This window comes from Candidatus Dependentiae bacterium, from assembly GCA_013821315.1.
Classification (GTDB): Bacteria; Babelota; Babeliae; order Babelales; family Babelaceae; genus JACDHA01.
The window spans coordinates 25,372-51,645 of the sequence record JACDHA010000006.1 but is presented as its reverse complement, the minus strand read 5'-3'; the positions used below and the strand labels follow the sequence as shown (position 1 = coordinate 51,645).

General features: G+C 36.2%; 20 protein-coding genes and 2 tRNA genes. 20 read left to right on the top strand and 2 right to left on the bottom strand.

Annotated elements, in window-relative coordinates:
* The 4 genes from H0X48_02350 (at nt 1) to H0X48_02335 (ending at nt 2,945) form a co-directional block, all read left to right on the top strand.
* Nucleotides 1-462, top strand: a complete 462-nt coding sequence (locus tag H0X48_02350) for a metal-dependent hydrolase (protein MBA3954137.1) — start codon at nt 1-3, stop codon at nt 460-462.
* A gap of 90 nt (nt 463-552) precedes the next feature.
* Nucleotides 553-1,389 carry an ankyrin repeat domain-containing protein gene (locus tag H0X48_02345; GenBank protein MBA3954136.1) on the top strand — a complete coding sequence of 279 codons (837 nt, stop codon included), beginning with the start codon at nt 553-555 and terminating at the stop codon, nt 1,387-1,389.
* Nucleotides 1,390-1,458: 69 nt separating this feature from the next.
* Nucleotides 1,459-2,043: a dual specificity protein phosphatase family protein gene (locus H0X48_02340; protein MBA3954135.1), complete on the top strand. Its 585-nt coding sequence runs from the start codon at nt 1,459-1,461 to the stop codon at nt 2,041-2,043.
* Nucleotides 2,044-2,075: 32 nt separating this feature from the next.
* Nucleotides 2,076-2,945, top strand: coding sequence for an ankyrin repeat domain-containing protein (locus H0X48_02335; GenBank protein MBA3954134.1), 870 nt, complete (start codon nt 2,076-2,078; stop codon nt 2,943-2,945).
* A gap of 38 nt (nt 2,946-2,983) precedes the next feature.
* Here H0X48_02335 and H0X48_02330 read toward each other — a convergent pair whose 3' ends face one another.
* Both H0X48_02330 and H0X48_02325 read right to left on the bottom strand, forming a co-directional pair.
* Nucleotides 2,984-4,102, bottom strand: a complete 1,119-nt coding sequence (locus H0X48_02330; protein ID MBA3954133.1) for a DUF1016 domain-containing protein — start codon at nt 4,100-4,102, stop codon at nt 2,984-2,986.
* A 26-nt stretch (nt 4,103-4,128) separates the two neighbouring features.
* Nucleotides 4,129-4,947, bottom strand: a complete 819-nt coding sequence (locus H0X48_02325) for a TatD family hydrolase (protein MBA3954132.1) — start codon at nt 4,945-4,947, stop codon at nt 4,129-4,131.
* A gap of 150 nt (nt 4,948-5,097) precedes the next feature.
* Here H0X48_02325 and H0X48_02320 point away from each other — a divergent pair, with 150 nt between their 5' ends.
* From H0X48_02320 to H0X48_02245, 16 genes are all read left to right on the top strand, one after another.
* A complete protein-coding gene (locus H0X48_02320; protein MBA3954131.1) occupies nt 5,098-5,379 on the top strand; it encodes an HU family DNA-binding protein in 282 nt (93 codons plus the stop codon).
* A 115-nt stretch (nt 5,380-5,494) separates the two neighbouring features.
* Entirely contained in the window at nt 5,495-6,733 is a 1,239-nt protein-coding gene (gene serS / locus H0X48_02315; GenBank protein MBA3954130.1) for a serine--tRNA ligase, read from the top strand.
* A gap of 284 nt (nt 6,734-7,017) precedes the next feature.
* Nucleotides 7,018-8,850, top strand: a complete 1,833-nt coding sequence (locus tag H0X48_02310; protein ID MBA3954129.1) for an ankyrin repeat domain-containing protein — start codon at nt 7,018-7,020, stop codon at nt 8,848-8,850.
* 49 nt (nt 8,851-8,899) lie between these two features.
* Nucleotides 8,900-10,603 (top strand): ankyrin repeat domain-containing protein, encoded by a 1,704-nt coding sequence (locus H0X48_02305; protein ID MBA3954128.1) that lies wholly within the window; start codon nt 8,900-8,902, stop codon nt 10,601-10,603.
* Nucleotides 10,604-10,652: 49 nt separating this feature from the next.
* Nucleotides 10,653-12,548, top strand: a complete 1,896-nt coding sequence (locus H0X48_02300; protein ID MBA3954127.1) for an ankyrin repeat domain-containing protein — start codon at nt 10,653-10,655, stop codon at nt 12,546-12,548.
* Between the two features lie 49 nt (nt 12,549-12,597).
* Nucleotides 12,598-15,171, top strand: coding sequence for an ankyrin repeat domain-containing protein (locus H0X48_02295; protein MBA3954126.1), 2,574 nt, complete (start codon nt 12,598-12,600; stop codon nt 15,169-15,171).
* Between the two features lie 49 nt (nt 15,172-15,220).
* Nucleotides 15,221-17,431, top strand: coding sequence for an ankyrin repeat domain-containing protein (locus H0X48_02290; protein MBA3954125.1), 2,211 nt, complete (start codon nt 15,221-15,223; stop codon nt 17,429-17,431).
* Between the two features lie 48 nt (nt 17,432-17,479).
* Nucleotides 17,480-18,910: an ankyrin repeat domain-containing protein gene (locus H0X48_02285; protein MBA3954124.1), complete on the top strand. Its 1,431-nt coding sequence runs from the start codon at nt 17,480-17,482 to the stop codon at nt 18,908-18,910.
* A 384-nt stretch (nt 18,911-19,294) separates the two neighbouring features.
* Nucleotides 19,295-20,458: a radical SAM family heme chaperone HemW gene (gene hemW, locus H0X48_02280; GenBank protein MBA3954123.1), complete on the top strand. Its 1,164-nt coding sequence runs from the start codon at nt 19,295-19,297 to the stop codon at nt 20,456-20,458.
* Between the two features lie 39 nt (nt 20,459-20,497).
* On the top strand, nt 20,498-20,959 hold the full coding sequence (locus H0X48_02275) for a pyridoxamine 5'-phosphate oxidase family protein (protein ID MBA3954122.1): 462 nt from the start codon (nt 20,498-20,500) through the stop codon (nt 20,957-20,959).
* Nucleotides 20,960-20,991: 32 nt separating this feature from the next.
* On the top strand, nt 20,992-22,041 hold the full coding sequence (locus tag H0X48_02270) for a hypothetical protein (protein MBA3954121.1): 1,050 nt from the start codon (nt 20,992-20,994) through the stop codon (nt 22,039-22,041).
* A 42-nt stretch (nt 22,042-22,083) separates the two neighbouring features.
* Nucleotides 22,084-22,169, top strand: a tRNA-Leu gene (locus H0X48_02265).
* A gap of 57 nt (nt 22,170-22,226) precedes the next feature.
* Nucleotides 22,227-23,822 (top strand): protein translocase subunit SecD, encoded by a 1,596-nt coding sequence (gene secD / locus H0X48_02260; GenBank protein MBA3954120.1) that lies wholly within the window; start codon nt 22,227-22,229, stop codon nt 23,820-23,822.
* A 19-nt stretch (nt 23,823-23,841) separates the two neighbouring features.
* Nucleotides 23,842-23,918 (top strand) — tRNA-Met (locus H0X48_02255).
* A 12-nt stretch (nt 23,919-23,930) separates the two neighbouring features.
* Nucleotides 23,931-24,518, top strand: a complete 588-nt coding sequence (pgsA, locus tag H0X48_02250; GenBank protein ID MBA3954119.1) for a CDP-diacylglycerol--glycerol-3-phosphate 3-phosphatidyltransferase — start codon at nt 23,931-23,933, stop codon at nt 24,516-24,518.
* The gene (locus H0X48_02245; protein ID MBA3954118.1) at nt 24,515-26,269 is read left to right on the top strand and encodes an ATP-dependent DNA ligase; all 1,755 of its coding nucleotides are present in this window, start codon (nt 24,515-24,517) and stop codon (nt 26,267-26,269) included. Before pgsA ends, H0X48_02245 begins: the two co-directional genes overlap by 4 nt.
* Nucleotides 26,270-26,274 lie beyond the last annotated feature (5 nt).

Sequence of the window (26,274 nt, the reverse complement as noted above, 5' to 3'; positions counted from 1 at the left end):
ATGCCAAATTATAAAGGCCATTTATTGGGTGGTGCAGCTTTTTATATACTCTTGCTTGCTGGGTTTTCTCTCTATTATTACCCCCTATCGACTGTTGTCCCTTGGTTTTTGGCAACTCTTGCAGGAGCGCTGTTTCCTGACATAGATATTAAAAGTAAAGGCCAGCAGTTTTTTTATAAACTATTTTTTGTAGCTATTGCCCTATGTGCACTCTATAAAGCTTTTATGTTAGCAATATTCTTAAGCTTATTTGCTTTTTTACCCTTACTGTGTAAGCATAGGGGCATCTTTCATAATATATGGTTTTTACTATTGCTTGTTGTAGGTTTTTCTGAGTTACTTATTTTTCTAGCTCCTACCTATAGGCTTATAATAATCTATAATTCTTTCTTTTTCATGCTCGGTATTATTTCGCATTTATGGCTTGATTTAGGATTAAAGCGCATGCTTAGAATGAAATAATAGGTTTTATTTTTTAAAAATTATTGACATATATTTATAAATAATTATAATTATAACAAATTAATTAATATTCTAAAAATAGAGAGAATTATGCACTATTTCTTATTTGTGTCTTTACTTGTTAGTGGTTTTAGCTCTTTAGCTATGAATCCCAGCGATCAACTTTTAGCAGCGTGTGAAACCGGAAATATACAGCAGGCTGTTAATGTATTAATAGCAGGTGCTGATGTTAATAGTCAAAATAGGTATGGCGTTAGCCCGCTTATAGCAGCTGCTTATAACAACAATAGTGATCTTGTTAAACTGTTACTAAATAAAGGGGCTAATCTTAATCTTAAAACTCACTTAAATTATATTAAAATGCCAGGTTATTCTGCTCTTCATGCGGCTTTAAGTAGCCTATTGCTTGCTGATGATAATGCCAGTGCGCGGTTGCTCATAGCGGCAGGGATAGATCCTTTTATAGAATCTGGACGAGTAGTGGCTAAGTTAACATCAGGTTCATATCTTAATTCTTTAAAAGGACAAGAAGCTTTAGATTTAGCTCGAGAAAATCAGCCTATTGTAGTTGTAAAGCTTATTGCAGAGTATAGAGATTTAGTTAGCGAAGCTCGCCTCAATCCCTCTTTAAGAGCTTTAGAGAGAGCCGTAGAGCTAGGCATGTATAGCTTGGTAGGTCCATTACTTAAAGTTGTTTCTGTAAGCTACGAGCAAGAAAAGAAGTATGCGCAAATTACAAAGCAAAATTATTTAAAAGCAAAACAATCTAATGATCTAGCAGGTATGTTTATTTACCAAAAAATTGGCATGATCTTAAGGGAATGTTTAGACCCTATGGGTCCTGAGTACAGGATATCTACAACCAGTATAGTGGGAGCTTATGGCTTGCCTGTTGATGTTGTAAATAGTATTCGTCAGAATCTATAAAACCATTTGTAGTTTGTATTAAATAACGTAAAATGAAATAAAAAACAATATTTATTTACGAGATTTAAAATGGCATTTTGCAACTACTTTTTTACTATTATATTATTTTCTTGTTTTTTTAATACGCCTAATTCTGTATCAAGTGATTTGTCAGGTGTTAGGCCAAATGCAAATACTTACTGGGTTATGCCTAATAAATTGTTGGCTGGTGAATATCCTTTAGACTTAAAAAATACACGCGGTACAAAAAAAATAAAAAGCTACCTGGATGCTGGTATTACTTTTTTTCTAGATCTTACTCAATCACATGAAGTTAAAGCGTACGATACTTATATTTCTACCTTGGGTGAAGGCTATGTGTATAAAAGGATGCCTATAAAAGATATGAAAGCACCAAGCAAAGCATATATGGCTGAAATCTTAGACACAATAGATCAAGCAGTTGGTGATGGTCATGTTGTGTATGTTCATTGTCGGGCTGGCATTGGTCGTACTGGTACGGTAGTAGGGGCTTATTTAGTACGTCATGGTATGACTGGAGAGCAGGCTCTACAGCATATAGCACAGTTATGGAAAACTGTAGCAAAATCAAGTTCAAATAAATACTCTCCTAAGGCGTTACAACAAAGAGAATTTATAAGAAAATATAGATAAATAATAACTACAATCAAAAAGAAAGCATACTTATGAAGAACTATTTTTTAGCAAGTTTGCTACTGGTATCGCTTAATGCTCAAGCAATTAATTTTCAGATAACTCGTAAAGGCCTTCCTCTAGAACAACGTAGTTTCAATGATCAATTGTTGATGGCTGCCGCACAGGGCAATTTAATGGTAGTGCAGCGTGCGTTAGCAAATGGAGCTAATATTAATAACAAAGATGCTTCAAATAACACATTCGATACGGCTTTACATAAAGCTATCGATAAAAATCACAATCATGTGGTACGTTATTTGCTTAGCTGTAAACAACTTAATATTAATCAACAGAATCGCTTTGGCTTTACACCTTTACAGGCTGCTGTGGTTGGAAATAACTTATCAATAGCAAAATTATTATTAGCCCTTGGTGCTGATGCTTCAATAAAAGATACTTTTAATAGAGATGTCTTCGATGTAGCTAAAGAAATAGATACTTCCGGTTTAGTTGAGGAAATAGATAGAACAGCAATACTGGAAGTTTTAAACGTCTATAAAGAAGCTAATGAGAACCCAAGTCAAGAGACATTAGACAAAGCTATAAATCTTGGACTAGACTTTGTAGTAAGCAAATTGCTTAACATAGCTCCTAATGACTATAAAAAGTATCAAGAATATGCTCAAGCTACAAAGAAGAACTATGAGCAGGCAAAAGAAAGTAAAGATGAACTTACTATGCGTGCTTGTCAGATTATTGGAACGATGTTAAGAGAACCCATGGGTCTTATTGGTCCTGATTTATATTTCTCAAAAACTGGATTAGTCGCAGAAGACAAATTGCCTCGTGATGTTGTTGATATTATCAAAGTTTACTTGGAAAGACACCTTCCCTGCACTGTGCCCGCTTTGCCTGAGTAATTCACAATTTTAGGCTTATTGGAATTTTCAAATAAGCTCTAAAATAATGCTTTCTTATTTTGTATATTTCGTAAATTTTTCTTTTTAGATAGCATTTCTTGCTTTTGTAGTTCAGCTTCAATTTCTTCAATGGTTGGCAAACTTCCTTTAAGTTGTTTGGGTAAAGATTCAATGAGTTGTGTTTGATAATATGCTACGCCTATAGGCTTGTTTATATCACGTAAAGCATATTCAACGGTAAGGTTGCTTTTTGTTTTGCAAAGTAGTAGACCTATAGTGGGATTATCGGCTGGGTGACGCACTTTGTCATCAACAGCAGATAAGTAAAAATTAAGTTTCCCTGCGTACTCTGGAACAAATTCGGTGTTTTTTAACTCTACAACTATATAGCAGCGCAGTTTTAAATGATAAAATAGTAAATCTAAATAGTAGTCTGCATTATCAACTTCAAGGTGATATTGGCGGCCAACAAAAGCAAAACCTTCTCCGAGTTCAAGTAAAAATTTTTGTATGTGGTCAATTAGGCCTTGTTCTACATCTCTTTCAACATGGTTTTCGCGCAAGGTGAGAAAATCAAATAAATAAGGATCTTTTAGTGTTTGCTGTGACAAGTCTGAGTGTGGAATTGGTAGTGTTTTTTTAAAGTTAGTTATAGCTTTACCTTGACGCGTGTAAAGATTGGATTCTATTCGTATTTGTAGCATGCTTCGGCTCCAGCCATTTTCAAGAACTTTTTCTGCATACCATAAACGTTGATTTATATCTTTAACTCGCTCTAAAAGTAATGCATTATGTCCCCAAGGAATGTGAAATAGAGGCAGTTCGTCTAATTGTCCCACAGCTGTGGGATTTTGTGAATATGCTAAGAAAAATGCTTTCATTCTAAAAATATTTGTTCTTGAAAAGCCGGCGATTCCAGGGAACTCATTTTGTAAGTCTTTGGCAAGAGTTTCAATATTATTAGCTCGCCATTCTTTGTTATCTTTTTTTTGAGATATAATTTTTCCAATAGACCAGTAAAGCATAGTTAGCTCTTTGTTAACAGAAAGCATAGCTTTTCTTTGTGCTATTTCAATGTGAAGTTTGATATCAGCTAGCATTTGGGCATAATCTTTAGCTACAGTGCTTACACTCGTATTTTTTTTTGATTTTGGCATAAAATCCTTAAGAATATCTCTTTTGTTTATTTACTATCTTGATATTTAAATATTTTTTTAACAGTATTAGTTGTTGCATCTGCCACTGTTTGCAAATCTGTTTCTAATAACTCAGCTATGTAGTTAGCTATTACACGTATATTTTTAGGGCTGTTTTTTTTACCACGAAGGCTTTGGGGTGGCAAATAAGGTGCATCAGTTTCCAAAATAATATGATCAAGTCCTACGGTAGTAACTACTTGTCGCAAGTGAGTGTTTTTTGGATAGGTTATAGTGCCCCCTATACCAAGCACAAAGCCAAGATTAATAGCATCTTGAGCAAATACTAACCCTTCAGAAAAGCAGTGTATAACGCCGCGTAAATTGCTGTCTTTAAAAGTTTCGAGTGCTCTGAGCGTTTCGTCACCAGCATCACGTGTATGAATAACAAGTGGTAAATCATGTTCAAGTGCAAGTTCAATCTGGACTTTAAATGCATCTTGTTGTCGCGTTAGATCATAATCTGGGTAATGAAAATCAAGGCCACATTCACCGATAGCAACTATTTTATTTTCGTTCTTAGCAATGATAAACTTTTTTAATTGAGCTATATCTGAGCGCCATTCATGGCTTAAATCGTTAGGGTGAATACCTACAACAGCGTAAATTTCGGGAAACTTTTTAGCAAGTTCTATGCAGTTGATACTTTCAATTAAGCTTGTACCAACGTTAAAAATTATAAAAACTTCTTCCTTTTTGGCGTCAGCAATGATTTGTTGTGCTAATTGATAATCATGAGGCAAAAGCACTGTGTCAAAGCTCTCTTTGGTCATAATATTAATATGACAATGTGTATCTATGAGCATAGAAGTTCTCTTTTTTGTTATAAAATATGTTATAGGTGATTGACAATCCTAGAAATAGAATTACGCTATCATACTAATTATATCAAAGAGATATGCAATAATACACATTAAAGCAGTGTAGCCATTACTAACCCATTAAGGAGTTCTTTCATGAACAAAACTGAGTTAATAAATTCTTTAAGCGAAGAGACTACTTTTAGTAAAAAAGATGTGTCACGTGTGCTTGAAGCTCTTACACGTATTGTTGAACGTACGTTAAGAAAAGGTGATAAATTACAATGGTCTGGCTTTGGTACTTTTGCCGTTTCACGCCGCCCATCTCGTAAAGGTATTAATCCTGCAACTAAAGAGCGTATTGATTTACCAGAATCAAAAACGCCTAAATTTAAGGCAGGTAAAAACTTTAAAGAGTCCATTCAGTCTATAAGATAATTTAGACCCGAGAAAACTTTTGCCCAAAAGCCGCATAACGCGGCTTTTTTTTTGTCTTTTTTTGCAGTATCTTAAATAGCAAAGCTATGACATTTTAACAACGAGCTATGCCATTATGATAGATTTAGAATTACTCAGACAAAAACCAGAAGAAATTAAAGCGCTTATGCGCAAAAAAGATCCCTCATTTGATGGTGAAAAATTATACCAATTAGATGAAAAACTTCGTCATCTTAAGTTAGAAGTTGAAACTCTTAGGCACCAAAAAAATGAATTGGCTAAGCAGGGCCAAAAAACAGTTACACCTGAGCTTCGTGAACAAGCGCGTGCTTTAAGTCAAGATCTAAAACAAAAAGAGCAGGATCTTGAATGCGTGCAAGCAGAATTTAAAGAAATTTATTTGTATTGCCCTAATATACTGCTTTCTGATATTCCTGAAGGTAGCAAAGAAGAAAATAAAGTAGTAAAAGTATGGGGTAAAAAGCCTGATTTTGCTTTTACTCCTAAAAACCATGCAGAGCTTGGTGCTCTTAATAACTGGTTTGATTTCGAAGCGGCTACTCGTATGACTGGCTCAAATTTTGCTCTTTATAAAGGCGACAGCGTTAAGCTGGTCTATTCTCTTATGATGTTTATGCTCAATAATAATATGCGTCATGGCTACTCGCCAGTGCTGCCACCTTATTTGATTAACTATAAAGCTCTTGAAGGGGCGAGTAATTTCCCCCGTTTTAAAGATGAAGTATACTCAGTACCTGCTGATGATTTGTATTTGACCCCCACGTCAGAAGTTAATTTAACGAGTATGTATCGCGATCATATTTTTGCAGCACAAGATCTGCCAGTTCGTATGACTGCATGGACAAGCTGCTTTAGACGAGAAGCGGGCGGATATGGTGCCCATGAGCGTGGCCTTATTCGTATTCATCAGTTTGAAAAAGCAGAGTTGTATACTATAACAGAGCCACAGCATGCTCAGCAGGAGCAAGAACGTATGCTTGCATGTGCTGAATCTATATTGCAAGCTCTTGGACTCCATTATCAAGTCAGCTTACTTGCTGCACAAGATTGTTCTTTTGCTTCTGCAAAAACATATGATATTGAAGTATGGATGCCTGGTCAAGGAGTCTACAAAGAGGTATCGTCAGCAAGTAATTGTACGGATTTTCAAGCTCGTCGTAGCGAAATAAGATATAGAAGTGTGCCTGGAGCAAAAACGCAGCTTGTTTACACGTTAAATGCCTCTTCTTTAGCCTTGCCGCGTCTTATGGTTGCCCTTATGGAAACCTATCAAAAAGAAGATGGCTCTATTGAGCTGCCAGATATACTTAAGTCTGTAACCGTAGGGCTTTAGATTCAATTTCTTTATTTTTTAAGTTTACCCTAACAATAGAGCTTTAGAATGAGAATCTAAAGCTCTATTTATTATTATTGCTATGGCAAAAAGCAGAGCTCTCTTTGTTTTAAAAAAAATTCAGTAATGAATTGATTTTTTTTTAAAATTATATATACTTTAAAATATAATAATAATAGTAGATTATAAGAAAATAAGACTCTTAGCATGTTAGCAGAGGGCAAAAGAATATATTTAGAGAGTTGGTCTGTACATAAAATACTTAAAATAAAGTGATATAAACCATGAAATATATTAATGCAATTGGAATGTTTTTAGTCTTAACTGCTTTTTTAAGCAGAGCAATGGAGCCCAATAATTCAATTACAGAACAGCTTTTTGATGCTGTAAAGAATGGTGATTGTTCTTTGGTTCAAGATCTAATTACTATTCAAGAGTTAAGTGGTGTTGGTGCCCAGTTAGATATATGTGATAAAAAAAATCATACACTATTATATGTAGCTGCAAAACATAATTATCTAGATTTAGTGCAATTATTGCTTTCTAAAGGTGCCAATGGTGATGGCGCAGAGACTAATGGTAAGGGTAAGTTAGATGCTGATGATGAGTGCAAATATTTAACTCCACTGCATGTAGCAGCTAAAAAAGGGCATGTGTCTATAGTAAAATTATTGCTTGACCAAGGTGCTCAGGTTAATGCTGTAACGGATGATTGGGGTCGTCCGATACATTTGGCAGTTGAAAACGAGCATATGGCTGTAGTAGAAGTCTTACTTGAGTATGAAGCTGAAATAGAATGGAAAAACGGGGATGGGTATACTCCATTGGCTTTGGCAGCTGCAACTGGCAATGAGTTGTTAGTTCGATTACTGCTCAGTGAGGATGTGGATGTTAATATGAATGAGGACGATGCCGTGCCTCCGTTGCATGCAGCAGCTGAAAATGGACATTTAGAGATAGTAAAGTTATTGCTCGATGAAGGCGCTGATATGAACGAAGGTATTAGTCCTGATAATGGTGATTTGACTGCATTACATAAGGCTGCTGAAAATGGGCATCTTTCTGTTGTCCAGTTATTGCTCCATAGAGGTGCTAATGTTAATGCTGGTTTTGCTGGAGGTACATGCGGTCCTAAAACTAGTGCATTACATTTAGCTGCGGAAAATGGCCATGTAGAGGTTGTTAAACTTTTACTTAATAACGGTGCTAAGATAACTTCTCGTAATGGTTGGTCTAAATCGCCCTTACAGGTAGCTTTTGAAAATAGGCATGTACCTGTAGTAGATTTACTTATTAATTACCATGCTAGCTACATTAACAGTTGGAAGCATCTTGATGGAGCAGCTAGTAATGGTAATATGAAATTCATCAAATTTTTACTTGCCAAAGGTGTTGATGTTACTATTAAATATAACAAAAATAGAACTGCATTACATTCAGCTATGAAAAATACGGTCGGCAAAGGGTATTGGTATCCTTGGGAGGAACCTAATGCTGATAAAAAAGAGCGTGTAGAAGTAATTAAGCTATTAATTGATAAAGGTCTTGAAATTAACGCTCAAGATGGTGAGGGTAATACCCCTTTATGCCTAGCTGTAGAATATAGGAATCGATTAGCTATAGAAATACTACTAAGCTATGGAGCTTCTATAAGGCAAGACTTACTAGCTGACCGCACTTTGCAACAAGCTCAAGATAATAGGCTTAAACTCTCGCAAACAACAGAATTTAAAGCGATTGCTCAACTGTTGAGTAAAGATGCCTATGCTTATCCTGTAATTCAAATGCAGGTAGATAAAAGAAGGCGAAAGCTTTTTAAGGCTATTCAAAGCAATAATGTCCAATCTATTGCCAAATTACTAAAAGAAGGTTTCACGCTTAATACCTGTGATAAAGAAGGTAATACTCTTCTGCATAAAGCTATACAATCAAATAGTTTACAAGTTACTGATTTGTTGCTTTCTTTAGGTGCTCATAAATATATAAATAAGCCTAATAAACAAGGCTTTACACCTCTACAACTCTTAGTCTCTAAGGGATTGCTTGCTATGATATTAAGTGCACGAGCAAATGCTGATCAAGATGAGCATAGAGTAGGTGTAAAAAGAAAGCATTAAGTGAGTGTCACAATATAAATAAAATACTTTAAATAAAAAGATATAAACTATGAAATTAATTAATGTAATTGGGATATTTTTAGCTTTAACTGCTTTTGTAGGCAAAGCAATGAAGCCAAATAATTCAATTCATGAGCAGCTTTTTGATGCAGTGAAAAATGGTAATTGTGCTTTAGTGGAGCATCTACTCAATCTTGAAGAACTAAGTAGTGGTGATCCACAACTAGATATGTGTGATCAACTGTTATATGTAGCTGCAAAACACGGGCACATAGATTTAGTACAATTATTGCTTTCTAAAGGTGCCAAGAGTGATGGCGAACAGGGGACTGTATATCATTATAAACTTAATGATTTAACTCCCTTGCATGCAGCAGCTAAAAAAGGACATCTGGCTATAGTTGAGTTGTTGCTGTGTAAAAAAGCCGACGTTAATCTTCTGGGGGATTATAATTGTTATTCTCCGATACATTTAGCGGTTAAAAATGAGCATATTGCTGTAGTAAAAGTTTTACTTAAATATGGGGCTGATCCTAATATTAGAAATGAGGATGATTATACTTCATTAGCTTTAGCAGCTGAAACAGGTAATGAATTGTTAGTAAAATTACTTCTTAATAAAGGTGCGCTTCTTAACCTTCATGGGAACGATAGCTGCGCTTGGGTAACTCCACTGCATGTGGCAGCTAAAAAGGGAGATCTAGCTCTAGCGCAATTGTTGCTTGATGTAGGTGCTGATATCAATGCTGATCTCGGAATTGATGAGCCTGGAGTGACTGCATTGCATTGGGCTGCTGAAAACGGCCATGTAGAAGTTGTTAAACTTTTACTTGATAACGGTGCTGCTATGACTTCTCTTAATAGTTGTGCTAAATCGCCCTTGCAGGTAGCTTTTGAAAATAGGCATGTACCTGTAGTAGATTTACTTATTAATTACCATGCTAGCTACATTAACAGTTGGGAACATCTTCATGGAGCAGTTAGGAATGGCAATATGAAATTCATCAAATTTTTACTTGCCAAAGGTGTTGATGTTACTATTAAAGATAACAAAAATAGAACTGCATTACATTCAGCTATGAAAAATACGGTCGGCAAAGGGTATTGGTATACTTGGGAGGAACCTAATGCTGATAAAAAAGAGGGTGTAGAAGTAATTAAGCTATTAATTGATAAAGGTCTTGAAATTAACGCTCAAGATGGTACAGGTAATACCCCTTTATGCCTAGCTGTAGAATATAGGAATCGATTAGCTATAGAAATACTACTAAGCTATGGAGCTTCTATAAGGCAAGACTTACTAGCTGATAGTATTTTACAACAAGCTCAAGATAATAGGCTTAAACTCTCGCAAACAACAGAATTTAAAGCGATTGCTCAACTGTTGAGTAAAGATGCCTATGCTTATCCTGTAATCCAAATGCAGGTAGATGAAAAAAGGCGAAAGCTTTTTAAGGCTATTCAAAGCAACAATGTCCAATCTATTACTAAGTTATTAAAAGAAGGCTTCTCTCTTAATACCTGTGATAAAGAAGGTAATACTCTACTACATAAGGCTATAGAATCAAATAGTTTACAAGTTGTTGATTTGCTGCTTTCTTTAGGCGCTCATAAGTATATAGATAAAGCTAATAAACAAGGGTTTACGCCTATGCAATTCTTAGTCTCTAAGGGATTGCTTGCTAGGGCATTAAGTCCACGAGCAAATGCTGACCAGCTTGAGCAGAAAATAGGGGTAAAAAGAAAGCATTAAGTAAGTGTCACAATATAAATAAAATACTTTAAATAAAGAGATATAAACTATGAAATTGATTAATGTAATCGGAGCTTCTTTGGTACTAACTGCTTTTGTAGGTAGAGCAATGGAGCCCAATAATGCAGTTAATGAACAACTTTTTGATGCAGTGAAAAATGGTAATTATGCTTTAGTGGAGCATCTACTTAATCCTGAGGAATTAAGTAGTGGTGATCTACAGTTAGATATGTGTAATGAAAAAAATCACACATTATTATATGTAGCTGCTAAAAATGGACATGCAGATCTAGTGAAATTATTGCTTTCTAAAGGTGCCAATAGTAATGGTGGTGAACTTGATGATGACATAGATCAAAAAGATGATGAACATGTGTACAAGTATAAAACTCCATTGCATGCAGCAGCTAGAAAAGGACATCTAGCTATAGTGAGATTATTGCTTGATGCAGGAGCTCACGCTAATGCCTTTATTACCATCGATAGTGTCGATCCGACCAAGGACGCAGCTGCCTGGTCTGTATTACATGAGGCCGCTCAAAATGGGCATCTTGATATAGTAAAATTATTGCTTGTTAAAGGTGCTGATGTTGAGATCCTTTATGACTATTCATCTGCTGATACTCCCCTGCATTTGGCTGCGCAGAATGGCTATGCAGAAGTTGTTCAATGTTTACTTAATATGGGCTTTAACGCGACTGCCCGAAATGGCATGAAAAAAACACCCTTACACCTAGCTTTTGAAAATAATCATGCAACTGTAGTAGATTTGCTTATCAATCATGGTGCTAGGGATGTCAATAACCCAGGAATACATCATTGGGCGCATTTGCATGGAGCAGCTATTAATGGTAATGAAAGATTAATTACTTTTTTACTTGCTCAAGGTGCTGATGTTAATGTTAAAGAAATATATACTAAAAATGAAACTGCGCTGTATAGGGCTGTAGAAGCCGGTAATATAGGTGTAGCGCAATTATTACTAGCTAAAGGTGCTCTTCTTGATGCTAAAACAACAAGTCACTCTACATTATTACATGCAGCTATGGAAGATGAATATCGTTTTGTTGAAAAAATTATAAAAACACCTGCAGCTGCTGAAAAAGAACGCCTAGAGGTAATTAAGCTCTTATTAGTTCTAGGTTTTGATGCTAATGCTCAAACTAATAAAAGAGAAACACCTCTTTATTTACTTGTTAATAGTTATACCTCACATTCGCAGGTGTATTATGCTCAAGTAATTGAATTGTTGTTATCTAAGGGCGCTGATATCACTGCGCGGTACGGTAATAATAAGACATTATTGCATTTAGCTGCTGAAAAGGGTAAATCAGCTTTAATTAAGTTATTAATTGATAAAGGTCTTGATGTTAATGCTCAAGATAGTGAAGGTGATACTCCTTTAAGTCTTGCTGTAGACAGCTATTCTCGGTTAGCTGTAGAGATACTATTAAGTTATGGAGCTTCTATTCCGCCGCATTTGGGGCATGGTAGACCTCATCATACTCTAAAAGACGCTCAAGATAATAGACTTAAACTTTCTCAAGCAACAGAATTTAAAATGATTGCACAACTGTTAAGCAAGGGTGCTTATTCTTTTCCTGTAATTCAAATGCATGTAGATAACAAAAGAAAAGAGTTGTTTGAAGCTATCCAAAACAACAATATCCAAACTGTTACTAAATTACTAAAAGAAGGCTTCACACTTAATACCTGTGATAAAGAAGGTAATACTCTTCTGCATAAAGCTATACAATCAAATAGTTTACAAGTTGTTGATTTGTTGCTTTCTTTAGGTGCTCATAAGTATATAGGTAAAGCTAATAAACACGGATTTACGCCTCTGCAACTCTTAATCTCTAAAGGCTTGCTTGTTAGGACATTAAGCCCACGAGGAAGTAATGATCAAGATGAGCATAAAGTAGGTGTAAAAAGAAAGCACTAAGTTAGTGTCATAATATAAATAAAATACTTTAAATAAAGAGATATAAACTATGAAATTGATTAATGTAATTGGAGCCTCTTTGGTATTAACTGCTTTTGTAGGTAGAGCAATGGAGCCCAATAATTCAGTTAATGAACAACTTTTTGATGCAGTAAAAAATGGTAACTGTGCTTTAGTAAAGCATCTACTTAATCTTGAAGAACAAAGTAGTGGTGATCTACGGCTCAATAGATGCAATGAAAAACATCGTACATTGTTATATGTAGCTGCTAAAAGTGGGCATCTAGATTTAGTGCAACTATTGCTTGATAAAGGTGCAAACAGTAATGGTGCAGAAACTGGTGAAAAGGATGGCGAGGATGATGATTCTCAGATGTATAAATATAAGCATTTAACTCCCTTGCATGCAGCAGCTAAAAAAGGCCATGTGGCTATAGTAAAATTATTAATAGATAGAGGAGCTCATGTTAACGCTTTGGCCAAAAATAATTGGTGTTCTCCGATCAATTTAGCAGTTGAGAACGAGCATATTCCAGTAGTAAGAATATTGCTTAAGCATGGTGCTCAAATGGAAATATGCGACTACGAGAGTTACTCTCCATTAGCTAGAGCAGTTCAAATTGGCAATAAAGCTTTAATCCAAATGTTACTTAAAAATGGTGCTGAAATTAATAACAAATACGAGGACGATAGTTGTATACCTCCATTAAATGCAGCTGTTACAGAAGGAAACCTTGATATAATAAGATTGCTGCTTGATGAAGGTGCTAATGTTGATGGTTGGTCTTTCGAGGGTTGCGATGAATTTCGTTGGACTGCACTACATGAAGCTGTAAAAAATGAGCATGTTAATGTAGTACAGCTATTGCTTAAGGAAGGGGCGAATGTTAACTCTGGCAACGAAGATGATGGCTATGAGGCTACGTGTACTCCATTGCATGTAGCTGCAGGGCTTGGCGCTACAAAGGTAGTTAAGTTACTGCTCCGTTACGGTGCTAATCGGGTAGCTCAAAATAGTGATAAAAAAACGCCCTTGTATGTAGCATTTGAAAATAATCACTTAGATGTAGTAGATCTGCTGATTAATTACCGCTCTGACTTTATCGATTGTGAGCAGTTGTATGGGGCAGCTTTGCATGGAAATGTAAAATTAATCCAATTTTTATTAGATAAAGGTGTAGACGTTAATAGTAAAGATAGCTCTAATAAGACTGCATTACATGCCGCTGCTCAATCAGGACACTTAGCTGCAGCTCAGTTATTAGTTAAAAATGGTGCTCTTGTTGACGCTAAAACGACAGAAAACTACACACCGCTACATTCAGCTATGGAAGATAGTGACGTAGATAGTTGTTTGGGTGGTAAAGAACGTCAAATTATTGAAGGCAAAACACAGGTAATTAAGTTTTTATTAGCTCAAGAGGCTGATGTTAATGCTCAAACTAATAACAATAAAACGCCTCTCTATTTATTTGTTAAAAACAGCTCTTACTATCCAGATGGGCACTGTGCACAAGTAGTTAAGCTCTTGCTAGACAGTGGTGCTTACAGTAATACTCAAAGTGGTAACAAGACGTTACTTCATTATGCTGCTGCAAATAATCAGCCAGGTGTAATAAAGTTATTAATTGCCCATGGACTTGATGTTAATGCTCAAGATAGTGAAGGCAAGACACCTGTAATCTGCGCAGGTCTGCGCTCAAGTAAATTAGCTATAAAAGCGCTATTAGACAATGGCGCTACTATTAATTGTAAGGCCAACAATGGTAGTACATTATTACATTTGCTTGCCGACACTCATCATGCAAATTTAATTGAATTATTAATTGCCCAGGGTCTTGATGCAAATGCTTTAGATAGTGAAGGTAATACTCCTTTACATTGTGCTGTAACAAGTAATAGGGGCTCCTATGATAAATGTCACTTGGTAGTAAAAGCCCTGTTAAGCAAAGGTGCTCATATCACTCCTATCCCTCGTAATCAGAGAACATTGTTGCACATGGCTGCTATGAATCGCAATGTAGCTTTAATTAAGTTGTTAATTGCCCAAGGCCTTGAGGTTAATGCTCAAGATAGTGAAGGTAATACACCTTTATGTCTAGCTGTCCGACATCAGAACCAAGTAAACGTAGAGGCATTATTAAGCTATGAAGCTTCTATACGACCAGATTTGCTCTCTAACCGTACTTTGCAAAAAGCTCAGACTAATAGACTTAATCTTTCGCAGGCGAAAGAATTTAAAACCATTGCTCAATTATTAAACAAACGTGCCTATGCTTATCCTTTGATTGAAAAGCAAGTCAATGATAAAAGACAAGAGTTATTTCAAGCTATTAAAAGTAATAACGTTGGGTTGGTTGCTCACTTATTAAAGCAAGGATTTACTCTTAGTACCTGCGATAAAGAAGGTAATACGCTGCTTCATAAGGCTATAGAATCAAAAAGCTTACAAGTTGTTACTTTGCTGCTATCTTTAGGAGCTCATAAGTATATAGGTAAAGCTAATAAACACGGTTTTACTCCTATGGACCTCTTAGTCTCCAAGCAATTAGTCGGTATATTACATCCACTAATTAGTAATAGTCAGGCTCATCATGAAGTAGGTCTAAAAAGAAAGCGTTAAGTTAGTCGCAAAATATAAACAAAATACTCCAAATAAAGAGATATAAACTATGAAATTAATTAGTGTAATTGGAATATTTTTAGCTTTAACTACTTTTTTAGGCAAAGCAATGGAGCCAAATAATTCAATTCATGAGCAGCTTTTTGATGCTGTAAAAAGTGGTAATTGCGCTTTAGTGGAACATCTACTTAATCTTAAAGAACTAAGTAACGGTGATCTACGCGTAGATGTGTCTGATAAAAAGAATCATACATTGTTATATGTAGCTGCCAAAAATGGGCATCTAGATTTAGTACAATTATTGCTTGATAAAGGTGCCAATCGTGATGGTAGTGAGGGAGATGAGTTCTATGATGGTTGTAATATATATGCGTATGATTATAGAACTCCATTGCATGCAGCAGCTAAAAAAGGCCATCTGGCTATAGTGGAATTATTGCTTGCTAAAGGTGCTCAAGTTAATAGTTGCTTATATGATGATTTGATTCTACCAGTACATTTAGCAGCTAAAAATGAACATAGCGCTGTAGTCAAACTTTTAATTGAGCACGGTACAGACATAGATTCTAGAACTGTCAGTGGATACTCTTGTCTAGCTCTAGCAGCTGAAACTGGTAATAATCTTTTAGTTCGATTACTTCTTAGTAAAGGCGCGTCTGTTAATGATGCTGATGGCAATACTTATGTAGCTCCATTGTATGTAGCTGCTCAAAAAGGGCATCTGGCTCTAGTAGAGTTGCTGCTCGCTGAAGGTGCTGATGTTACTGAATGTGTCTACCCTCATAAGAGCAATTTGACTGCGTTATATGGGGCTGCTGAAAATGGACATCTTCCTGTAATAAAATTATTGCTTGCTCAAGGTGCCGATATTAATGCTGGCCTTAATGAAGACACCTGTCCTGCCAAGGTTAGTGCATTGCATTTAGCTGCTCAAAATGGTCATACAGAAGTTGCTCAGTATTTACTTGCTAACGGTTCTAGCGTAACTGCTCAAAATAGTAAGGAAAAAACACCCTTACATATAGCTTTTGAAAATAACCATATACCTATAATAGATTTGCTCATCAACCATGCCTCTGGTCATGATTGGACGCACATACATGGAGCGGCTGTTAATGGAGATGCGAGATTAATTAATTTTTTACTTGCTAACGGTGCTGATATTAATGCTAAAGATGCCGACAATAAAACTCCACTTCATAAAGTTGCTCATTTAGGCAAATGTGCAGTAATTCAATTATTACTAGATAAAGGCGCACTTGTTGATGCTAAAACGGTAGACAACTATACACCATTACATTTAGCTATGTGCACTAAATATAGTGTTGTTAGAAATAACTGTAGGTTTGTTAAAAAAACTGTAAAAATGCCCGTAGCTGCTCAACAAGAACGTCTAGAAGTAATTAAGTTATTATTAGCTCAAGGCGCTGATGTTAATGCTCAAAGTAATAAGAATGAAACTCCTCTTTACTTACTTGCTAAGAAAGGGACGTTGTATTTGTATGAGTATTATGCTCAAGTAATTGAGTTATTGCTTTCTAAAGGTGCTCATAGTAATGTTCCGGCTGACAATGGTATGACCTTGTTGCATTGGGCTGCTAAAAATATTCAGCCAAGTTTAATTAAGGTGTTAATTGATAAAGGTTTTGACGTTAATGCTCAGACTGATCAAGGATATACACCTTGTTATTTTGCTGCACAATATAACTGTACCCTAGGTCAAGATTCTAGTGTTCAAACCTTAGCTTTGGAAATATTATTACATCATGGAAATCCTGCCCACCAAGACTTCTCTGATAGTTTTTTCAAATCTTGTGATTATTTTAAAAGAGCTCAAGATAATAAACTTAAGCTTTCACAAGCAACAGAATTTAAAGAGATTGCTCAATTATTAAGTACAGGTGCTTATGCTTATCCTATAATTAAAGCGCAGGTAGATAAAAAGAGACAAGAACTATGGAATGCTATTAAAAAGAACGATGTTAAATCAGTTGTTGAGCTTCTAAAAGAAGGTTTTACCCTTAGCACGTGTGATAAAGAAAGCAATACCCTCCTACATAAAGCTATAGAATCAAAAAGCTTGCAAGTTATTAATTTGCTGCTGTCTTTAGGAGCCCATAAGTATATAGATAGAGTCAATAAAAAAGGGTTTACGCCTATGCAACTCTTAGTCTCTAAGGGATTGCTTGCTAGGGCATTAAGTCCACGAGCAAATGCTGACCAACCTGATTATGAAGCAGGTCTTAAAAGAAAGCGTTAAGTAGTATCAAAATATAAACGAAATACTTCAAATAAAGAGATATAACCTATGAAATTAATTAATATAATCGGAGCTTCTTTGGTCTTAAGTGTTCCTGTAGGCAGAGCAATGGAGTCCAATGTCTCAGTTAATGAACAACTTTTCGATGCGGTAAAAAGTGGCAATTGTCCTTTAGTTCAAGAATTGCTTACTACTCAAGAATTAAGTGACAATGGTATGCAGGTAGATATTCGCAATAAAAAAAATCATACATTGTTATATGTAGCTGCAAAAAATGGGCATGTAGATTTAGTACAATTATTGCTTGCAAAAAGTGCACATATTGATGGTGGTGAGGGAACTAAAGTGTATGATGAGTGTGATATCTATGAGTATGATTATTTAACTCCACTGCATGCAGCAGCTAGAAAAGGGCATCTGGCTATAGTGACATTATTACTTAATGCAGGAGCTAACGTCAATGCTTTAATTGGCATTCAAAATAATGACCCAAGCCAGGATGATACCGGCTGGACTGCACTACACGAAGCTGCTCAAAATGGGCATCTTGATGTAATAAGGTTATTGCTTGTTAAAGGTGCTGTGCATATTGATAGGGTGACTGAGTATTCAGAGTATTCAGCTGATGATACCCCACTACATTTGGCAGCGCATAAGGGCCATGGAGAAGTCGTTCAATTTTTACTTGATAACGGTGCTGACTTGACTGCCCAAAATGGTATGAAAAAAACACCCTTACAGCTAGCTTTTGAAAATAATCAGGCAGCTATAGTAGATTTGCTTATTAATCACCATGCTAGTGATGTTAATAATAAGGGCATACATCATTGGGCGCATATACATGGAGCAGCTGTTAATGGCAATGTAAAATTAATTGAGTTTTTACTTGCTAAAGGTCTGGAAATTAATGCTCAAGATGGCGAAGGTCATACTCCTTTATCTTACGCTATGCATAGTGGCTCTCAATTAGGTATAAATATACTATTAAGCTATGGAGCTTCTATACCACAAGGCTTGTTATCTAATAGTACTTTAAAAAAAGCTCAAGATAATAAAATTAAGCTTTTACAGGCAACAAGATTTAAAACAATTGCTCAACTATTAAGTACAGGTGCGTATGCTTTTCCTGTAATCCAAATGCAGGTTGATAAAAAAAGAAGAAAGTTATTTAAGGCTATAGAAAACAATAATGTCCAAGCTGTTACTAAGTTATTAAAAGAAGGCTTCACTCTTAATGCTTGTGACAAGGAAGGTAACAGTCTGCTACATAAAGCTATAGAATCAAAAAGCTTGCAAGTTATTAATTTGCTGCTGTCTTTAGGAGCTCATATATATATAGATAAGCCTAATAAACAAGGTTTTACACCTTTACAGCTACTAGTTTCTAAGGGACTGCTTGCCTTTGCGTTAAGTCCACGAGAAAAGAATGATCAAGCTGAACATACTATGGGCGCAAAAAGAAAGCACAATGATAATTAATACACAAAATTATTTTTAGATTATTTTTTTGATAGGTAGTTGTCTCAATCCTGTGACAAGGTTTGAAAGTGTCTTTTTGCTTGAAATAGTTATAGACATGAGAGGTAATTATGCTTTAAAACCTATACTTTTTTGGCAAAACTCGTTTAGTTATGCTATACTAGTCATGCTAGTAGCAGTACGATGCTTAAAAGGTTTTATTTAAATAAAAAACTTTTTTATGTAATGTGACAGGTGCAAAAAGCTGTCCATACTCTTTCTTAGAAATAAATCAAGAAATTTGTAAGCCGTTATAGTATGCTAGAGTCAAGCTAAGGATAAAGAGGGATTGTTGTACTCAAGAAAATAAATAAAATTAAAAGATGAGACTAACGGAGTTATAGATTGAATTTTGATGTAACAGTACCTGTACAATCACTGTATATACATTGGCCTTTTTGTCCTTATAAATGTTATTATTGCCCTTTTGTAGCATTAGCAGGGCATGATCATTTTATGGAGCGGTATCATGAAGTGTTAGGTAAAGAGATAACTGATTTTGCTCAACAGCAAACACAAAAAGCTGTCATAAATACTCTTTTCTTTGGTGGTGGTACCCCAAGCACTTATCCATTAGATTTGCTACTTGACATGCGTGCTATACTTAATAAGAACTTTACCATTGCTCCTGATGCTGAAATTACTTTCGAAGTTAATCCAGGCACTGTAACGTTAGAAAAGCTAGCTGTATGGAAAGAAGTGGGTATAAATCGGCTCTCTATAGGGGTACAAAGTCTAAACAACGAAGTACTTAAAAAACTCAATCGGCATCAAAATGCTGATGATGTACGTTTTTTGCTTGATAATGCTCCCCAGATAATCGAAAACTTATCAGTAGATGTTATCTTAGGCCTTCCTGGAGTTGATGAAGCTGAATGGAAAGAGCTTATAAATGCTTTAGTTACGTGGCCTATTAAGCATGTATCTATGTATTTTTTAACTGTACATGAAGACACGCCTTTATACTTTGGTATAAAGCAAAATAAATTTATATTGCCCTGCGAAGATAGCGTTATAGATTTATATTATTGGACCGTTGAGCGCCTTGCGCAAGCCGGTATTTACCAGTATGAAGTATCCAATTTTGCTCGGCCAGGTTATCAGTCGCGTCATAATACGGTTTACTGGCAAAGAAAAATATACAAAGGTTTTGGTATGGGTGCTTGCTCTTTTGATGGCAATGCGCGGCTACAAAATGAAAAAAATCTTTTGAAATATCTTGAAGGTGTTGAAAAGCAACAGCCTATTACGTGTTTTTATGAGCAGTTGACAGAAAAACAAGCTTGGCTTGAAACACTTATGCTCGGATTGCGCCAAGCAAGCGGTATAAGCGTTAAGCATGTTATGGAGCATTTATCACCTGAGCAGCAACAAGAAATGAGAACTACTTTTACTCTCTTATCTGAGCAACAACTGCTTGCACCAAGTGATGATGAGCATATTCGTTTAACAACGCGAGGATTAGCAGTAGTAAACGAAATTACGTTAAAACTTTCAGAAATATACTAATTACAATAATTTATTTTTTATCTAACAAAGGACCACATTATGGCAAAGCACATTGGTGTTAAATTACCTGAAGATCTTATTAATGCATTAAAATCAGAAAATAGCGTTGCTATACTTGCAACATTTTCTGATAAGGGATTACCTCATACAACACCAATACAGTGCTTATATCCAAAAGGACTTGAAAGTATCTTGATGTCCATACATAAAGATCATACAGGTTATCACAATATGGTATGGCAAAAAAAAGTAATGCTCTGTTTTCTTGATGATAACAATATTGCTTACAGCATACTAGGACGTGCTGGAGTGGTAAGGGCACCTTCGCTTGTTCATCCATTAATGAATATTGTCCGTATTGATATTATTGATATTAAAAGTGACCGCTCAGTGCTTACACGAGTTGATTCTGGTATACGTTGGAGCTATACTTCACCTGAAGCGCAAGAATTGTCACAAGCTCTTATGGATGAATTAAAAGAGCTTGCTAGAACACTTTAATTACCTAGACAAAGATATAAAGGGTCCCCTATATGAATTATAAGTTACTCCCTACAAAAAAAGTATTGCTCATGGGTATCTTATGCATCTCTCGTTGCTTGGGGCAACAATTATTTGAGCAGCAAGAGCCCTTATTGTTTGGTGACCAGGCAGGTTATAGTGCCTACCAAGAAGAAGATGATTACAGTGGTTATGCAGATTCAGATGAATTTTTAGATGAAGCAGATGACCTTGCTGATGACTCGGGTAATTGGTACGAAAAGCTTCGTTGGTGGAAAAGTGCTAAGCCTAAATACGAAGAACTTAAAGAAAGAGTGCAAGGTATAAAAGTTTTAGAACAAGAGTATGCTCAAAAGTTACAAGAAATAGAAAAAACAAGTGCTGATTTTTATACGCAACTTAAGATAGATCCAGCTGCTGTACTTAAAACGCTCGATGCTCTTATTGAAGAAGTTAAGCCTAAACAAGATCCAGCACAACTGTCTCAGGAGGAGCGTGCTGCATTAGTTGAAGCTGCTGACAAACAAAAAGAGATTGAAAAAGTTAAGCGTGACTTTGAGTTAGTGGCACAATTGCGTGAAAAAGTACGTGAAGCATTTTCTAAAACACTGGTAAGCCAGGTAAAAAGGGCTGAAAATGATGAAAACGAAGCACTAGATAGCTTTGAAGAAATAGAAAAAACACGTAATCATGAAAAAGCTAAAGATTTATATGACAGCATAGAAAATAAAAATGAAAATATACAAGCTATAGAATCGTATTTAAAAAACGATTTTAGAATGTACACAGATCAAGCTGCTGCTAAAATAGTTCAGATTACTACGCGCCTGCGTACTTCTGTTGATGCACTAGAAAAACAAGGCTTTGCGCTTAAGTCTCTTTCTCAAGAAGAAAAAGATGAGCAAGAGCGTGCACGCCAAAAACGGGAAGAAGCTGAGCGCGTCCGAGCATTAGAAGCAGCGCGTAAAAAGGCTGAGCAACAGCGTTGGCAATCATTAAGTTGGTGGCAAAAACTTATTGAATCAGTAAAAAACTTTTTTGCTCGTTTACTTGGTGGTCAAAAAGCCAACGCAAAAATTTGATAAATTGTAAAGATATGCTAGTATAAAACTATAACTACTTGAGCGGAAGTGGTGAAATGGCAGACACGCAGCCTTGAGGTGGCTGTGGGAGAAATCCTGTGGGGGTTCGAGTCCCTTCTTCCGCACCAAAATCCTAAAAAATAGATGTATGTACTGAAGACTTATCCACAACAAAGGAATACAGCATGACGCTTTCATCTCGCCCTCTGTTACTTTTAAATATAGCCTTTTGGCTTGCCATATCTGCTTACGGAGCTTATTTTCTAGTCCATATGAAAAGTAAGCGACTTATCAATTTGGGCATAGACCTTGTAGGCGGCCTTTATTTAACGCTTGACGTTAAAGTTGAAGAAGCTATTAAAAACGACCTTATGTCTTCAATGCAGCTTGTTGTTGATAAACTTAAAAAAGATAAAAAAGAATTGCCTGGTGTTCCTACGGTTGACGCACAAAAACTTATAGGTACTCTTACCTTTTCTACGTCGCAAGCAGCATTTCAAGCTCGTGAACTTGCTCGGGCACATAAAATTAACGCAGATATAACTCAAGAAGATAAGGTACTGTTCTTTAGTTTTTCTCAAGCTCAAATAGAAAAAGTTAAAAACGAAGCAATTGAATCTAACATTAGTGTACTACGCACGCGGTTAGATGCTTTAGGCAGTGGTGAAGTTACTATTATCAAGCAGGGCGACCGCCATATTGTTATTGAACTTCCTAATGAGCGTGATCCAGAAGCTGCTAAAGCTCGTATTGGTACAGCAGCAGTTCTTGAAATGAAAGAAGTGTACGACATAGCCCAAACACGAGAGGATTTGCTTGCAAAGCATAATGGTAAATTACCTGAAGGTACTACTATAGCAATGGGTAAACCAAATATTGAAGGCGAAGATCAAACATACTTTGCTTATTTAGTACCAGCGTATGCTAAAATTACAGGTAAACAATTGAGAGATTCTCGTTATTTAGTTGATAGTCAAAACTTTTTAACGAAAAGCACCCCTCATCAAGTTGGTTTAGAATTTAATGCAGCAGGCGCTGAAAAGTTCTATGAACTTACTAAAGCTAATGTTGGTGGCCATGTAGCTATTCTGCTCGATAATGTTGTTGTATCAGCTCCTGGAGTTAATGGACCTATTGAAGGTGGCTCTGGTCAAATTTCGGGTAATTTTACCGAAAAAGGGGCTAAAGAATTGGTAGCATTACTTAAATCAGGTGCCTTTTCAGCTCCTGTTGAAGTAGTGGAAGAGCGTCAAATTGGGCCATCACTTGGTGAAGAATCTATCCATAAAGGGTTAGTATCTTGTGGTATAGCTCTAGTGCTATTATTTTTATTTAGCGTTGTAGTATATAAAGTTGCTGGTTTATATGCCTTTATAGTACTATTATTTAACTTACTATTAATATTGCTTGGTTTAAGCTTGGTACCTGATGCTACGTTAACGCTCCCTGGTATAGCAGGTATGGTATTAACCGTGGGCATGGCGATCGATTCATCGATTCTAATTTACGAACGTATAAAAGAAGAGCTTGCAGCGGGTATGAGTATGCGTAAAGCAGTTAACTCAGGCTTTGCAGGAGCAACAAGTGTGATACTTGATGCTAATATAACGACCTTTATTGTGGGCGTTGTGCTTTACTACTTTGGATCACCTTCTATTCAAGGTTTTGCGTTAACTATGATGCTTGGTATACTTTCAACCTTAATAACAGGGTTAGTATTACTTAAAACATTATTTAACATATCTTTTGATATATTTGGTATTCAAAAAATAAAAATTTAGTATATACTATATAACACGTGGCGATGTAGCTCAGCTGGTTAGAGCGGCGGAATCATAATCCGTAGGTCCGGGGTTCGAGTCCCTGCATCGCCACCACTTCCCTCACTTATGAACATATATACACCTCTTCATATTCCCCTTATTCTTACGCTTATAAGACTTATAAGTTCTCCATTGGTATTACCGTTTCTTTTTTTCTATTTATTACCGCTTGGTATCTTTTGGATTAACAGTTGCCTAGCGGGCTTTTTTTTGTGCCTTAGTTTAACCGATTTTTTTGATGGGTACTTAGCGCGGCGTTACAATCAAGAGACAAAGTTTGGTAGATTGCTCGATCCTATAGCTGACAAATTTCTAATCTACTCAACGCTTATTAGTTTAGTGGCAGCCGGTAAGCTTTACTTTTATTGGGCTATACTCTTTATTGGACGTGAATTTTTTGTTATGGCATTACGAGAAATAAGCTTAGCACACCATTTTACGCTCACTGTTAGTAGTAATGCTAAAATTAAAACGGGTTTTCAGGTAGCTGCACTTACATGGGTTATTTTAAATCCATTAGAGCAAGCAGGACTGCAGGCTTTTTGGTGGCATACTATAGAATATGTACTGTTGAGCATCGCGTTATTTTTTTCTTTGTTTTCTGCTGTCCAGTATTATAGAATTTTTATCAAAAACATAAGGACCTTTCTATGACATTTCATGAACTTGCTGAACAGTTTTCGCGTATTAGTTTAGAAAGCTCCCGTTTAAAAATTATGCATCTTTTGGCTGATGTATTTGCCAAGGTGGGTCCCCAAGAAGCACAACATATTACCTACTTATCTTTGGGCACAGTAAGGCCTGCTTATCAAGGTAACCAATTTAATTTTGCTGAAAAAAATCTTATTAAGACCCTGGCTTCTTTGGTAGGTTCTACACCAGAACTGTATACGCGTAAAGTGAAAGAAAGTGGCGATATAGGGCTTGCTATTTTAGCTGCCGATTGGCCTTATACTGATCATTCTTTATCTGTTGAGCAGGTGTATCATCAGCTTGTGCATATTGAGTCGCTTTCAGGCACTGGTGTACAAGAAGAAAAGATACATTTGCTGGGCCAACTTCTTAAAAAAATGGATGCTCTTTCAGCTTCTTATGTTGTACGTATTATTATGGGTACTATGCGTCTTGGGTTTTCTGACATGACAGTTATTGATGCTCTTTCTTGGATGATGGTAAGTAGTAAAGCGTTACGACCTGCATTAGAGGAAGCATTTAATATACGGGCCGATTTAGGATTTATAGCACACCAAATTAAACATGGTGGTGCTCATGCTCTTGAAGCTATTAAGCCTACACTTGGTGTTCCTATACGACCTGCTGCAGCTGAACGAGCAGAAAGTCCAACAGCTCTTATAGAGAAAATTGGACCTTGTGTAGCACAGCCTAAATTAGATGGTTTTAGGTTGCAAATACATCTTAATAATCGTGATCTTGAAAACAAGCAACAGCATATCTGGTTTTTTTCAAGAAACTTACTTGATATGTCACCTATGTTTCCTGATTTAACAAAAGCTTTAGAAACATGTGCAGTACAATCGCTTATAGTTGAAGGTGAAGCTATAGTATATGATGAAGAAAATCAGACCTATGTTGCCTTTCAAGAAACAGTAAAGCGTAAACGTAAGCATGCTATTGAAGAGGCAGTACAAAATTTACCCCTACACCTCTTTTTATTTGATATTTTGTATTATAATGGTGAAATACTCCTTTCTAAGCCGCACAGTGAAAGACGAGCATTGCTTGGACAACTATTTAGTACCTGCTCAAGCCCGGTTATTCATGTTATAGAAGAAAAGCATGTTACTACTGCTGCGGAGCTCGATTCTTACTTTAAACAAACAGTAAGTGCAGGGCTTGAAGGCTTAGTAGCAAAGCGGCCGAATGCTCCTTATCAAGCAGGTAAGCGTAATTTTAACTGGATAAAACTTAAGCGTCATGAACAAGGATATATTAGTGATACTATCGATGCAGTGATACTAGGCTATTACACTGGTCGTGGTAAGCGTGCCCATTTTGGTGTAGGAGCTTTTTTAGTTGGAGTATATAATGCTGAACATGACCGCTTTGAAACTATAGCTAAAATTGGCACTGGCCTTACCGATCAAGAATGGCGTGATCTTAAAAAGCTGTGCGATGCTCAAGCAGTAGTTGAGCAACCTCACAATGTAGTATGTGCTTCTGAGCTCGTGCCGGATGTATGGGTGCAGCCAACTACGGTGGTAGTAATAAGAGCTGATGAAATAACTCAATCGCCACTACATACAGCGGGAGCTACTAAAACTGAGCTTGGTTTTGCATTGCGCTTTCCTCGTTTTATGGGCTATAGTGTTGATAAAACTGTAACACAAGCAACCGCTGTTTCTGAAATTAAAGAACTCTATAAACAACAATTTTCAGCAAAATAATTACT

Excerpts from the sequence above, each read along its gene's own strand:
- serS (MBA3954130.1), top strand. The coding sequence starts at position 5,495 with ATGATAGATTTAGAATTACTCAGACAAAAACCAGAAGAAATTAAAGCG.
- H0X48_02245 (MBA3954118.1), top strand. The coding sequence starts at position 24,515 with ATGACATTTCATGAACTTGCTGAACAGTTTTCGCGTATTAGTTTAGAA.
- H0X48_02345 (MBA3954136.1), top strand. The coding sequence starts at position 553 with ATGCACTATTTCTTATTTGTGTCTTTACTTGTTAGTGGTTTTAGCTCT.
- secD (MBA3954120.1), top strand. The coding sequence starts at position 22,227 with ATGACGCTTTCATCTCGCCCTCTGTTACTTTTAAATATAGCCTTTTGG.
- H0X48_02285 (MBA3954124.1), top strand. The coding sequence starts at position 17,480 with ATGAAATTAATTAATATAATCGGAGCTTCTTTGGTCTTAAGTGTTCCT.
- H0X48_02275 (MBA3954122.1), top strand. The coding sequence starts at position 20,498 with ATGGCAAAGCACATTGGTGTTAAATTACCTGAAGATCTTATTAATGCA.
- H0X48_02305 (MBA3954128.1), top strand. The coding sequence starts at position 8,900 with ATGAAATTAATTAATGTAATTGGGATATTTTTAGCTTTAACTGCTTTT.
- H0X48_02325 (MBA3954132.1), bottom strand. The coding sequence starts at position 4,947 with ATGCTCATAGATACACATTGTCATATTAATATTATGACCAAAGAGAGC.
- H0X48_02295 (MBA3954126.1), top strand. The coding sequence starts at position 12,598 with ATGAAATTGATTAATGTAATTGGAGCCTCTTTGGTATTAACTGCTTTT.
- H0X48_02350 (MBA3954137.1), top strand. The coding sequence starts at position 1 with ATGCCAAATTATAAAGGCCATTTATTGGGTGGTGCAGCTTTTTATATA.
- H0X48_02310 (MBA3954129.1), top strand. The coding sequence starts at position 7,018 with ATGAAATATATTAATGCAATTGGAATGTTTTTAGTCTTAACTGCTTTT.
- H0X48_02335 (MBA3954134.1), top strand. The coding sequence starts at position 2,076 with ATGAAGAACTATTTTTTAGCAAGTTTGCTACTGGTATCGCTTAATGCT.
- H0X48_02320 (MBA3954131.1), top strand. The coding sequence starts at position 5,098 with ATGAACAAAACTGAGTTAATAAATTCTTTAAGCGAAGAGACTACTTTT.
- H0X48_02330 (MBA3954133.1), bottom strand. The coding sequence starts at position 4,102 with ATGCCAAAATCAAAAAAAAATACGAGTGTAAGCACTGTAGCTAAAGAT.
- H0X48_02270 (MBA3954121.1), top strand. The coding sequence starts at position 20,992 with ATGAATTATAAGTTACTCCCTACAAAAAAAGTATTGCTCATGGGTATC.
- H0X48_02340 (MBA3954135.1), top strand. The coding sequence starts at position 1,459 with ATGGCATTTTGCAACTACTTTTTTACTATTATATTATTTTCTTGTTTT.
- H0X48_02290 (MBA3954125.1), top strand. The coding sequence starts at position 15,221 with ATGAAATTAATTAGTGTAATTGGAATATTTTTAGCTTTAACTACTTTT.
- H0X48_02300 (MBA3954127.1), top strand. The coding sequence starts at position 10,653 with ATGAAATTGATTAATGTAATCGGAGCTTCTTTGGTACTAACTGCTTTT.
- pgsA (MBA3954119.1), top strand. The coding sequence starts at position 23,931 with ATGAACATATATACACCTCTTCATATTCCCCTTATTCTTACGCTTATA.